The 12,051-nt window shown below is 69.0% G+C and carries 9 protein-coding genes; 2 read left to right on the forward strand and 7 right to left on the reverse strand.

The genetic code is table 11. The features are described 5' to 3' along the window. Positions 1-14 precede the first annotated feature (14 nt). From hisG to VRZ77_RS00200, 7 genes are all read right to left on the reverse strand, one after another. Positions 15-986 (reverse strand): ATP phosphoribosyltransferase, encoded by a 972-nt coding sequence (hisG, locus tag VRZ77_RS00170; RefSeq protein WP_414590690.1) that lies wholly within the window; start codon positions 984-986, stop codon positions 15-17. Next, positions 983-2,113 (reverse strand): ATP phosphoribosyltransferase regulatory subunit, encoded by a 1,131-nt coding sequence (locus tag VRZ77_RS00175; RefSeq protein ID WP_414590691.1) that lies wholly within the window; start codon positions 2,111-2,113, stop codon positions 983-985. The genes hisG and VRZ77_RS00175 overlap by 4 nt, the downstream gene beginning before the upstream one ends. Positions 2,114-2,782: 669 nt before the next feature. Further along, the gene (locus VRZ77_RS00180) at positions 2,783-3,007 is read right to left on the reverse strand and encodes a hypothetical protein (protein ID WP_414590692.1); all 225 of its coding nucleotides are present in this window, start codon (positions 3,005-3,007) and stop codon (positions 2,783-2,785) included. A 21-nt stretch (positions 3,008-3,028) separates the two neighbouring features. Beyond that, entirely contained in the window at positions 3,029-4,519 is a 1,491-nt protein-coding gene (hisS, locus tag VRZ77_RS00185) for a histidine--tRNA ligase (RefSeq protein ID WP_414590693.1), read from the reverse strand. A gap of 187 nt (positions 4,520-4,706) precedes the next feature. Next, positions 4,707-5,507, reverse strand: coding sequence for a phosphonoacetaldehyde hydrolase (gene phnX, locus VRZ77_RS00190; RefSeq protein ID WP_414590694.1), 801 nt, complete (start codon positions 5,505-5,507; stop codon positions 4,707-4,709). 14 nt (positions 5,508-5,521) lie between these two features. Beyond that, positions 5,522-6,640 carry a TIGR03364 family FAD-dependent oxidoreductase gene (locus VRZ77_RS00195; protein ID WP_414590695.1) on the reverse strand — a complete coding sequence of 373 codons (1,119 nt, stop codon included), beginning with the start codon at positions 6,638-6,640 and terminating at the stop codon, positions 5,522-5,524. 121 nt (positions 6,641-6,761) lie between these two features. After that, on the reverse strand, positions 6,762-8,726 hold the full coding sequence (locus VRZ77_RS00200) for a tetratricopeptide repeat protein (RefSeq protein WP_414590696.1): 1,965 nt from the start codon (positions 8,724-8,726) through the stop codon (positions 6,762-6,764). 263 nt (positions 8,727-8,989) lie between these two features. On the opposite strand from VRZ77_RS00200, the gene VRZ77_RS00205 reads away from it, so the two are divergent. Further along, positions 8,990-10,339, forward strand: a complete 1,350-nt coding sequence (locus tag VRZ77_RS00205) for an aspartate aminotransferase family protein (protein ID WP_414590697.1) — start codon at positions 8,990-8,992, stop codon at positions 10,337-10,339. A 124-nt stretch (positions 10,340-10,463) separates the two neighbouring features. Beyond that, positions 10,464-11,750, forward strand: coding sequence for a hypothetical protein (locus VRZ77_RS00210; protein ID WP_414590698.1), 1,287 nt, complete (start codon positions 10,464-10,466; stop codon positions 11,748-11,750). The last annotated feature ends 301 nt before the right edge of the window (positions 11,751-12,051 follow it).

Raw genomic sequence — 12,051 nt, forward strand, 5'->3', positions numbered from 1 at the left:
CGCTAGCTAAGCGCCTATCCGATCTTGGCCGCCAGCTTCTCGTAAAGCGGGTTCTCCGCCGCGAACACATAATCGAGCGGGCCGACCGAGACGGTGGCGGCGCCCTTTTCGCGCAGGAACACGGCGAGGGCGTGCAGCGTGTCCGGCGGGCAGTGCAGCGTCACCATCCCCGAGGAGGTCGGCGCGCCGAACGGGGCGACGGCGCGGAAGCGCTCCACCGCCTCGCGCACCACGGCGGTGTCGCAGGCGGAGAACCGGGTCTTCACCTCGCGCATGGTCGCCGCCTTGCGCGCCGAGGTCACGCGGTCGAACAGCGCGCGGGCGGCGGCCCTCGCCTCGCCGGTCCAGTTCGCGCCGAGGGAGGCCACGAGATTGGCTTCCGAGCGCAGCATCACCCCGTCGTCGATCACCTTCAGCGCATTGGCGGCAAGGGTCGAGCCGGTGGTGGTGATGTCGACGATCAGCTCCGCCGTGCCCGCCGCCGGCGTGCCCTCGGTGGCGCCCAGGCTCTCGACGATACGGTAATCGACAATGCCGTGGCGGGCGAAGAAGGCGCGGGTGAGGTTGAGATACTTCGTCGCCACACGCACGCGCCGGCCGCGCGTTGCATGGAAATGGGTCGCGACGTCGTCGAGGTCGCGCATGGTGCGCACGTCGATCCAGGCCTGCGGCACCGCGACCACGACATTGGCGAAGCCGAAGCCCAGCCCCTCGACCAGCAGCACCTTGGAATCCGCGTCGGAAATGGTCTCGCGCACCAGATCCTCGCCGGTGACGCCCAGATGCACCGCGCCGGAGGCGAGCTGGCTGGCGATCTCGGAGGCCGAGAGATAGGCGACCTCCACCCCTTCCACGCCCGACAACGTGCCGCGATAATCGCGCGCCCCGCGGGACTGGGTGAGGCTCATGCCGGCGCGGGCGAAGAAGGCGACGGCGTTTTCCTGAAGCCGTCCCTTGGAGGGAACGGCGACGATGAGCGCGCTCATGAGCGGACCTCCAGCGCATCGAGCCGGCCGAGCCAGACCGCGAAGCCCACGGCGGGAATGGGATGGGGCGCGCCGAGCCGGGCCAGCAGCCCGTCATAGCGCCCGCCCGCCACCAGCGGCGCCGCGCCGCCATTGGCGTGCAGCTCGAACACCATGCCGGAATAATAATCCAGCGGCCGGCCGAAGGCGGCGGCGAAGCGCAGCTTCTCGATCTCGACGCCCTGCGCGGCGATGAAATTGGTCCGGGTCTCAAACATGTCGAGCGCGCCCGCAAGGTCGAGGCCGGCGTCCTGCGCCAGTGCCCGCAGCGCGGCCAGCGCGGCGTCGGGATTGCCTTGAATCGCGAGATAGCGCTCCAGCACCGCGACCTTTTCCGCCGGCAGGCCGTCGGCATCGCCCGAGGCGGCCTGCTCCAGGAACCGGCCGGCGATCTCCTCGACATTGCGTCCGCCCACCGTCGAGATGCCGGCGATCGACAGCAAGTCGGTCACCAGCGCATGGGCGGCGGCCGGGTCGGAGCCCGCCAGCGCCGACAGCACGCCGGCATGGGCGGAGACGCCGCCGCCTTCCGGGCGCTGGCGCAGCGCCGCGAGGTCGGCGCCCAGGCTCCCGGAGCGGGCGAAATCCTTGACGAGGCGCCGCCGCCAGCCCGGCGGCAGGGCGAGCGCGTCGAGCAGGCTGGCGAACAGCCCGGCATCGCCGAGCCGGATCACCGGATCGATGACGCCCCACAGCGCCGCCGTCTCCAGCCCCAGCGCCAGCAAGTCGGCATCGGCCGCCTCGCGGTCGGCGCGGCCGAAGGATTCCACGCCGGCCTGCAGCAACTCCCCGCCCGGCACATCCGAGCGGAACACCGGACCGAGATAGGCGAAATCGCGGGCTTGAGCGGCGCCGTCGGCGATGTATTGCCGGCACACCGGCAAGGTGAGGTCGGGCCGCAGGCACAGCTCGCGGCCTTCCTCGTCGGTGGTGACGAACATGGTGCGCCGCATGTCCTCGCCCGACAGGTCGAGAAAGGCGTCGGCGGGCTGGAGCACCGGCGGCTCGACGCGCGCGAAGCCGGCGCGCGCGAACAGCGCGAGCAGTTGCTCGACGGGAGCGGTGGCGGTCGGCACGGGCGTCGTCATGGTCGCTCAACGGTTTCGGCGGTTCGCCGAGAAGGGTTGCGCGCTTCTAGCAAAGGGGATGCGTCGGGTCCATGACGCGGCGTCGATATGGTTTCCCGCGCGGGGGCGGGGAAGTGCGGACAGCCGCAAGCGCCCCGCGCCGCGAACCGGCCGGGGAGATGGGCAGGCGGCGCCGCGAAGGGCGCGCGGGGTGCCGGAGCCGAGGCCCCGACGGTCGCCTGCACCGTGATGAAAGGAATGGTGCAAGCCTTCAGTCAACCAATCGACGCGCCGTCTCCGGCACCCCGCACGCGGTGTTTTTTGGCTTGCTCCCTGCGGCCCCCGGAGGACTGACCGTTGCTATCCTCCGCTGCGGGAGCCGGACGGACGGCGAACCGTTCGAGCCGCCTCCCAAGTGACCGGCGGCAGAGCCGGTCGGGAACGCATGGCTTGGGCCGCCGCGCGCGGGGAGCGTTATGCCCCGGCACGCGGCCATCGCTCTCCGCCCCACGCCAACGGCCGCTCCGGTTGCGCCCCTTCACGGGACAGGGTGAGAGGATGTTACGGCAGGGTGGAGGGGGTGCGGATAAGTTTTGGTGGGCGCGAGTGAGCCCCGCTCCCCTTCTGCCCCCAATTCCGGATCGCCGCGTTGCGGCTTCCGGGATGATGGACGCCGGAAGGCCGCCAGGCCTAGCCTTGCTTCCCCGCCCGCTCGTTCAGATGCTTCAGCGCCGCCGTGATGAGGGTGATGAAGAAGAACGACGCCAGGAACATGATCAGCGCGAACAGGAACGCGCTGTCATGGACGTCCTGATAGCTCGCCTTGAGCCAGTTGGCGGTGGTGAGACCGCCAATGGTGCCAAGGCCGCCGGCGATCGCGCCGGTCGTGCTGGGGCCGAGCGGAAACAGCTTCATGCGCCGCCCTCCCCGCCGCGCTCAGCCGCGCGCCTCTCCGTACGGCACGCCGTGATGGCCGAGCACGTCCTTCACCTTCTCGACCAGCTCGGCCTCGGCGCACTCGAACTGCGCCGGGCGGCTTTCGCGCCATTCGGCGTTGTCGGTGATGGCGGCGGCGGCCTTCGCGCCCTCGATCAGGTCCTTGATCTGCACCGTGCCGGCCGCGCGCTCGTCCGAGCCCTGGATCACCACGCAGGGCGAGTTGCGGCGGTCGGCATATTTGAACTGGTTGCCGAGATTCTTCGGGTTGCCGAGATACATCTCGGCCCGGATGCCGGCCTCGCGCAGCTTCTTGACGAGGCCCATGTAATGGCCGGTCTGGTCGCGGTCCATCACCACCACCACCACCGGGCCGTACTCGGCCGCCGCCTCCAGCTTGCCGAGCGCGGTGAGCGCGGCCGCTAAGCGCGAGACGCCGATGGAAAAACCCGTAGCCGGCACGGCTTCGCCGCGGAAGCGGCCGACCAGCCCATCATAGCGCCCGCCGCCGCCAACCGAGCCGAAGCGCACCGGGCGGCCCTTCTCGTCGGTCACCTCGAACAGCAGCTCGGCCTCGAAGACCGGGCCGGTGTAGTATTCCAGGCCGCGCACGACGGAGGAATCCACCCGCACGCGCCCTTGATAGCCGGCGGCGTTGACCAGTGCCTCGATCTCGTCGAGTTCCTGCCGGCCTTCGAGATAGGTGTTGCTGGCGGGCAGGAACTCGCCGCCGCCGGGGGTGAGCATGGAGAGCACGACCTGCGCCTGCCCCTCATCCAGCCCCGCACCCTTGGTGAAATCGCCGCTCTTGGCGGCCGGGTTTTCCCAGCGGCCTTCGCCGAGCAGATCGCGCACGCCCTCGATGCCCACCTTGTCGAACTTGTCGATGGCGCGCAGCACGGTGAGGCGGCGGCCGGCATTCTCATCCCCGCCGAGGCCGATGGCTTCCAGCACGCCGTCCAGCACCTTGCGGTTATTGACCTTGATGACGTAATCGCCGCGCGCGATGCCGAGCGCTTCCAGCGTGTCGGCGGCCATCATGCAGATCTCGGCATCGGCGGCCACCGTCGGCGCGCCCACCGTGTCGGCGTCGAACTGCATGAACTGGCGGAAGCGGCCGGGGCCGGGCTTCTCGTTGCGGAACACCCAGCCCTGCCGGTAGGAGCGGAACGGCTTGGCGATGTCCTGGAAATGCTCCGCGACATGGCGGGCGAGCGGCGCGGTGAGGTCGTAGCGCAGGCTCAGCCACTGGTCGTCATCGTCCTGGAACGAGAACACGCCCTCGTTCGGGCGGTCCTGATCCGGCAGGAACTTGCCCAGCGCGTCGGTATATTCGATGAACGGGGTCTCCAGCGCCTCGAAGCCGTACAGCTCATAGACGCGGCGGATGGTGTCGAGCATCGCCCGCGTGCCGGCGAGTTCCGCAGGGCCGCGATCGGCGAGGCCGCGCGGCAGGCGCGCCTTGAGTTTGCTGGGCTTGTCTTTGGCCATGATGGCGCCGTTCCTCAAAAATCCGTTGCGCGCGGGTTTAGAGGATGGGGCGCGGGCTCGCAATGGTGTGGGCGCCCGCTGACGCGGGCACGCGAGCAGGAACGGCCTACGGCCGCAGCCCCGCCGCGAGGCTGGCCGGAAATCCTTAGGGTCGAAGCCCCGCCGCGAGGCGGGCCGAAATCCCTAGCTAGGGTCGAAGCCCTGCCGCGAGGCGGGCTTCGATGGCGTCGAGCACCGGGAGCAGGTCCGCCACGGTGTCGATGACGAAATGCGCGCCCGCGCGGGACAGACGATCATTGGCCCGCGCACGGACCATGGCGCGGTCGTCGGGGGAGAGCGAGTCGAGCTCGGCCTTGGAGAGACCGGCCGCGTTGCCGGACAGCGCGAGGCCGACCGTCCAGGTGCCGGCGGCGAGGCCCTCGGCAATGCCGGGCTCGGTGTCGTCGAGCTTCACGCAGGCCGACGGCGGCCACACGCCGATATCGGCGAAGGTGCGGTACATCATCAGCGGGCTCGGCCGGCCGGCGGCGAGGTCGCCGGCGCACACCACATTGTCGGGCGCATAGCCGGCCTCGGCGGCGAGCGGCATCAGCTTTTCCATGATCGGCCGGGTGTAGCCCGTCGTGGAGCCGATCTTCATCCCCTTGGCGCGGGCAAAGGCCACCACGTCCAGCAGACCGGGGATGAGGTCGGCATGGCGCGGGATGACCTCGACATTCAGCGGCTCGAAGATCGCCAGCACGCGGTCGACATCGGCCTCGTCCGGCAGCCGGCCATGGACCGCCTCCCAGCGCTGGCCGATGGTGTGGGTGTAAAGCAGCGCCGCCACATGATCGCGCTTGGGCAGGCCCATCGGCTCGCGCGCCTCGTCGATCGAGATGGTCACGCCGACGCGGGAGAACGCCTCGACGAAAGCGCCCATCGGCGCGCGCGAGCCGAAATCCACCGCCGTGCCGGCCCAGTCGAGAATCAGCGCCTTGAGTGCCATCCGCCCTTGTCCTCTCAGTCGAAAAGCTGCGCCATCGCTTCTTCCGCGATGGCAAAGCCGGTGGAGGCGCCGGTGCCGCTGGTGACCACCACCAGCCGGACGCCCTCAGCCGGCGCGTCGATGAAGGCGAGCCGGTCGGGCGCCGAGGCATAGGTGCCGATCCAGCGCTCCAGCACCCGCTCCGGCGCGTGGCCGAACACCTGCGCATATTCGTCGAGGATGAGGTCGTCGACGAAGTCCGGGGCGAAGGGGTCCGGCGTCGCATCGTAATGATGGCTGTCGCCAACCACCAGCGACCCGTCGGCCGACTGCACGACGATGAGATGCACGCCATGGGCGAGGTGCTCGGCCTGCTCCTCCTTCAGCCGCGCCATCAGCGGGGCGGCCTCGGGCAATTCGGCATAGCCGAGATAGCGGCCCAGCGAGAGGTCGGTCATGATCGAGCCGGGCAGCGTGCCGATGGCGGGATCGCTGACGCGCATCATATGCAGCTTGCAGCGCGTGAGGCCGTAAGCCTTGAAGCGGTCCTCGAACAGCGTGTGGAAATCGTCGCCCGGCGCCACCACGATGCGCTCGGCCGCGATCTCGCCCGAGGAGGTGTAGACGCGGCCAGGCTCGACGCCGACAACCGCGCGCTCGCGCCGGAACTCGATGCCCTCGCCGGCGAGCCAATGGGCGAGCTTGGGGATGGCGACGCGGGATTCGACGCGCAGGTCGTGCGGGCTCCACAGCGCCCCGACCAGCTCGCCCTGAAGCGCGGGGTAGCGCTCGCGGGCCTGCCATTTGTCGAACAGCTTGCAGCCGACGCCCATCTCGGTGCGCTCGAACGCCTCCAGCACCGCCATCGCCTCGGGCCGGCGCGCGGTGACCATCAGGCCGCGATGCACCACCTCGATGCCGGCGAGCGGGGCGATCTCGGCCCAGATGTCGCGCGAGCGCATCGCCCGCCGCCAGCATTCGCCACGCTGCTGGCCGGTGACGGTGACGAAGCCGAAATTGCGCACCGAGGCGCCGTTGGCCCGCGCGTCGCGGTCGATCACCACGGTCTTCAGCCCGCGCTTGAGCGCGCTGATAGCGTGGCCCAGCCCGACGACGCCGGCACCGACAATGGCGAGATCGTATGTTTCCGACATGGCAGGTTCCGGCTGGCCGCAGGGGATTAAATCCGCTCATAGCCTGTTCGCGCCGGCCGCGCCATGCGTCGCGGCGCCATCGGACAAAAGGCGGATGGTACACCGCCGACGCGGAGGCGGCTCAGTTCGCGGCGGCGGTGGCCTTGAGGCCCGGCAGGCCGGCGGCCGCCAGATCCGCCCGCACCCGCTGGGCCAGCGCCGGATCGGGGAAGAAGCGCGACACCATGACGTCGGGCTCGGACGCCCATTCCGGCGCGATCTCGATCAGCTTCTGGACATCGGCATGGGCGGCCGCCTTCTCGCCGGCGCTGGCGCTGGCCAGCGCGCGGGCCAGCAGGCCGGGCGCGAAGCCGTCGCCCATCAGATGGTCGGCGGCGGCCGCGGCGGCGGGAATGTCGCCGCGCGCATAGGCGGCGACGACGCGGTGGACATCCACCCAGGGCGGCATGCCGGGAGCGGTGAGCGTGGCGCTCGCCAGCAGCGCCTCGCCGCGCTCGGGCTGGCCAAGCGCCACCAGCCGGCCGCCGACATCGGCCAGCACGTCGACATCGTAAGGATTGAGCGCCAGCGCGGCGTCACCCGCCGCCAGCGCCGGCCCACGCTCGCCCCGGAAGAAATGCACGTCCATCAGCACGCGGCGGACATAGGCGCTGGTCGGCGCCAGCTCCACCGCCTGCTCGGCCGCGGCCAGCGCACGGTTGAGCGCCGGCGGGCCGGGGCGCGGATTGACGCCGTTGCGCACCTCGTCGAGGTAGAGTTCGGCCAGCAGCGCATAGCCGAGCGCGAAGGTACCGTCGCTCTCCACCGCCTTTTCCAGGCAGGCGCGGGCGCGCTCATGCTCGGCGGGGACGTAGCTGCGCCAATAGCTGTAGGCCTCCAGCACGCAGCCATAGGGCCCGGCATTGGCGGCGCCGCCGGCCGCGACCACGCGAGAGCGCGCGCGGGCCTGGATCACCCCATAGGGCTCGGCGATCGCCGCCATGATCTCGCGCACCAGCGCGACCTCGGCGGCGGAGGAATCGGTGCCGGGGCGCAGCCCGTCGAACTCGCGCGACCAGACGATGGTGCCGTCGCACAGATCGGTCAGCCGCAGCAGCACCGAAATCGCGCGGTCCTCATGGTGCTCGACCAGCCCGCCCAGCGCGAAGGCGGAATGCGGCGCGTTGGCGGTAGAGGCGCAGCCCAGCGAGGGGCGGGCATCCGGGCTCGACAGCACGTCCAGCAGATCGAAACGCGCCAGCGCGTCGCGCACCCGCACCTCGATGGCGCGGGCGGGAAAATCGGCCGGCGACGGCGCCACCGTGCCCGCATCCGCCAGCGCCAGGCTGGTGGGCACGGCGCCGGTCTCGTCGAAGGCGCGCACCTCGATCATCGGAATGCCGAGCCGGTTGAAGCGCTCGATCGGCTGGAACGCCACGTCCGACACCGCCGAGCGCAGGCCGCCGGGATAGACATAGCCGAACAGCGCCACCGCCGACGCCACCACCAGCACGGCCAGCGTCAGCCCCGCCCAACGGCGCGCGACGCCGCGAGGCGGCGGCATCGTCGCGGCAGCGGGAAGCGGGGCGGCGGCGGGAGACGGGCCGGCCTCCCCGGGCTCGGAAAGTTCGGCCGGCTCGGTAGCCGGCAGCGCGGCGGGCCGCTCGCCGGCCTCCGCGCCGTCCCTGGCGCCACCTTCCCGTGACCCGGCGCGGCGCGGGACGAATTGCGGCACATAGCTGCCGCGCGGCACCACGATCTCGATCTCGTCCTGCGCGCCGGCCCCGGCATAATAGCGCTCCAGCGCCCGGCGCAGCCGCGTGGCCTCGACCCGGACGATGGGATCGGCCTGCGGATCGAACGAGGCATCACGCCCGAGCGCCTCGACCGCGATGGTGTAGCCCTTGATCGCCTCGCGGCGGCCTTCCAACGTCGCCTCGACCACGAAGCGCAGAATATTCGACAATTGCGGCGAGGAGCTCAGTTCCTCGGACATCAGCACGCGGGCCAGCGCCGCACGCGCCGCCTCGGGGGGCGGGGCGGCGATCCCTGCATCCGCCGGCGGCAGCTCAGGCTCCGCGGCATCGATGATCGTGCTTTCAGGCACTTGGACGGTCCCAGGGGGCCGGCAGGGGCGCACAGGGCGCGGCGGCCGGGCAAAACATGACGTTACGTGACTGTAGCACGGCTTTGGGCGAGTTCATGGCCGCGTCGGTGGCACGCGGTCAAGCGGGCGTGAAGCCTTAGAAAAGAAAGTGATCACATCATCATAATTTCTCGTGAGCGCGCCGATGCTCACGCATTATACATGATGAAAAGCGCGGCCCCACGACCTGTTTCCGGCGGCCGACAACGATCGGAGCCCGTATCATGTCTGTTGCCTATGATGTCGATGCCGTGAGCGTCGCCACCCCGAACGATCTCGACGCCTTCTGGATGGGCTTCACCGCCAACCGCGCCTTCAAGCAGCGCCCGCGCATGGTGTCGCGCTCCAAGGACATGCACTACTACACGCCGGAAGGCCGCGCGATCCTCGACGGCTCCGCCGGCCTGTGGTGCGCCAATGCCGGCCATAACCGCCAGCCGATCGTCGAGGCGATCAAGAAGCAGGCGGAGGAGATGGACTTCGCGCCGACCTTCCAGTTCGGCCATCCGCTGGCGTTCAAGGTCGCCTCGCGCATCGCCGAGCTGGCGCCGGGCGATCTCGACCATGTGTTCTTCTGCAATTCCGGCTCGGAAGCCGGCGACACCGCGCTGAAGATCGCGCTCGCCTACCATGCCGTGACCGGCAAGGGCACCCGCACCCGGCTGATCGGCCGCGAGCGCGGCTATCATGGCGTCGGCTTCGGCGGCATCTCGGTCGGCGGCATCTCGCCGAACCGCCGCTTCTTCGGCGGCATGCTGACCGGCGTCGACCACCTGCCGCACACCTATGACCGCGAGAAGCAGGCCTTCTCCAAGGGCGAGCCGGAATGGGGCGCCGAGCGCGCCGACGCGCTGGAGGGCATCGTCGCGCTGCACGACGCCCAGACCATCGCCGCCGTCATCGTCGAGCCGATGGCCGGCTCCACCGGCGGCCTGCCCGCGCCCAAGGGCTATCTCAAGCGCCTGCGCGAGATCTGCGACAAATACGGCATCCTGCTGATCTTCGACGAGGTCATCACCGGCTTCGGCCGCCTCGGCTTCCCCTTCGCCGCCGAGCGCTACGGCGTGGTGCCGGACATGATCACCTTCGCCAAGGGCGTGACCTCCGGCTCGGTGCCGATGGGCGGCGTGATCGTGCGCAAGGGCATCTACGACGCCTTCATGAACGGCCCGGAACACATGATCGAGCTGTTCCACGGCTACACCTATTCCGGCCATCCGCTCGCCTGCGCCGCCTCGCTGGCAACGCTCGACCTCTATCGCGACGAGGCGCTGTTCGAGCGCGCCCGCGCCATCGAGCCGATCTGGGCCGACGCGGTGATGAGCCTGAAGGGCAAGCCGGGCGTGCTGGACATCCGGCAGGTCGGCCTGGTCGGCGCCTTCGACCTCGCCCCGCTGCCCGACACCCCCGGCAAGCGCGGCTACACCGCGATGGTGAACGCCTTCCACGACCACGACCTGATGCTGCGCGGCACCGGCGACACGCTGGCGGTGAGCCCGCCGCTGATCATCAACGAGGCCCAGATCGGCGAGCTGGTCGAGAAGATCGGCAAGACGATCGATTCGGTGATGTGAGACGCGGGCCCGCACTTTGCAACCAGTGAGAGCGTTGCTCGAAAAGGCTCTTTACTAGTTGAATGACCTACCACTATCCTTCCTATGACACCGGCACAATCCGGCTGTCATAGGAAGGTCGTCCATGGCACGCGCCGGCCAACCACTTGATCAGAACGCCACGCGTCCCGGCGAAGCGGCTCAACCTGCGGCAGCCGCGGGGCAACAATGCGACGCCGTGCAATACGGCATTCCGACCGGCCCAGAGGCGATAGAACAACAGGCGGACGGCAATACCGGCTCCCTGCCGCCGGCTCAACTCGTGTCGCCTCTCCCTTCTGCTTGGTCTGTCCACGGACTTCTGGAGCTGGCACGCCGGTCACCCGCCAGGACGCTTGGGATCGCCGCGCTGCTGGCGATCACCGGCCATACCGCCTGGACCCTCACCACATCGGCCCCGAGCGATGTACCCACCGCATGGAACAAGGGCGTCGCCCGGCTGGGCATCAGCCCGCTCTATCCCCCTCAGGAAGATTTCCACGTCGGCGACATCTGGGTGATGCCGGTAGCAGCGAGTGCCGGCGACGTTACGCTGATCGGTAAGGCTGCGCGGGTCGGCTTCAGCGGCTTGGCGACAATAATTCAGCAAGAGGCTACTAAAAAGCCGCGCTTCGAGGTTACAAAGCCCATTGAGAATAGCTTTCGCGACCAGAAGGCCAGCACGGTCGTGGAATCCACGGACAATATGGGACTGCCCCTCTATCTAGCCGCCTTTCCGGGTATCACGCTGGACAACACCTCGCAGACCGACTCGCTGCTCAACCTTTTGCCCATTTTCATTTCCTCATGGTTTCGTTCCACTGAGACCGACGACATCCGCATCTCTTCGGTCGAAACCTACGGTGCATCCTATCCCGAGGCCATGGTCGCGCTCGAACTGTTCTGCCGGGGCAAGGACGGCTGGCTCTGCAAAGACGAATTCGCCCGAAAAGTTCTGCACTTCGTCGATAAGCGCTTCACGCAGACCGATTGCGACGGGAAGTTCATCTATCCTCTACAGGTCATGCTGGTGAATCGCGTGTTCACCGCCCGCGAGATAGACCGCAAGTACGGCCAGCGCGCCGATGGCGCCATCGAGGGCGCGCTCTCCGGGAATGAGGATACAGACGAATTGACGCCCAACATCCCAGCTCCGGAAGCCGGAAATGGAGCGGCAGGCGTGATACCTGCTCCATCCAAGCGCTCTCGCGAGGGCGCCGCATGGGTGCGCCACACCGGCAATGGCATGATCCTGGAAAAGCAGGTCTTCGCTCGCCCGCTGGTGTTCGGCTATCGCGGCGTCTCATTTGCCATCGATGCCAATCACTCCACCAACGCCAAACTCAAGGTGCCTCCGCCATGGTTCCGATGCGTAGTGCCATTCTTACGTTGATCGCGCTTACCTCACTACCTGCTGCGGCCCAGGCACCGCCCCAGGCGGAATCGGAAGCCTCGCCGCGGGCGTCCACCTCGTCGCCCGCCGCGGCGCCGCCGCAGCAACCGAACATCCCGGTATGTCAGGAGCCGCCTACGATGGAATGCGTGATCCGCGAACTCAACCGCAGCAGCGGAGGCGGAGGTGGCTCCGGTTTTTTCAACGGAATCCAGAGCCCAAACGCGGACAGGCTGCAGCAGAACAACAGATCTCTGCCTTGGTGATACTCTGAACGGGCAGACAACCTCTCCGGCGACCT

The sequence above is a fragment of the Ancylobacter sp. G4_0304 genome (assembly GCF_047501495.1).
GTDB lineage: Bacteria > Pseudomonadota > Alphaproteobacteria > Rhizobiales > Xanthobacteraceae > Ancylobacter.

Excerpts from the sequence above, each read along its gene's own strand:
- VRZ77_RS00175 (WP_414590691.1), bottom strand. The coding sequence starts at position 2,113 with ATGACGACGCCCGTGCCGACCGCCACCGCTCCCGTCGAGCAACTGCTC.
- VRZ77_RS00180 (WP_414590692.1), bottom strand. The coding sequence starts at position 3,007 with ATGAAGCTGTTTCCGCTCGGCCCCAGCACGACCGGCGCGATCGCCGGC.
- VRZ77_RS00195 (WP_414590695.1), bottom strand. The coding sequence starts at position 6,640 with ATGTCGGAAACATACGATCTCGCCATTGTCGGTGCCGGCGTCGTCGGG.
- VRZ77_RS00205 (WP_414590697.1), top strand. The coding sequence starts at position 8,990 with ATGTCTGTTGCCTATGATGTCGATGCCGTGAGCGTCGCCACCCCGAAC.
- hisS (WP_414590693.1), bottom strand. The coding sequence starts at position 4,519 with ATGGCCAAAGACAAGCCCAGCAAACTCAAGGCGCGCCTGCCGCGCGGC.
- VRZ77_RS00210 (WP_414590698.1), top strand. The coding sequence starts at position 10,464 with ATGGCACGCGCCGGCCAACCACTTGATCAGAACGCCACGCGTCCCGGC.
- hisG (WP_414590690.1), bottom strand. The coding sequence starts at position 986 with ATGAGCGCGCTCATCGTCGCCGTTCCCTCCAAGGGACGGCTTCAGGAA.
- phnX (WP_414590694.1), bottom strand. The coding sequence starts at position 5,507 with ATGGCACTCAAGGCGCTGATTCTCGACTGGGCCGGCACGGCGGTGGAT.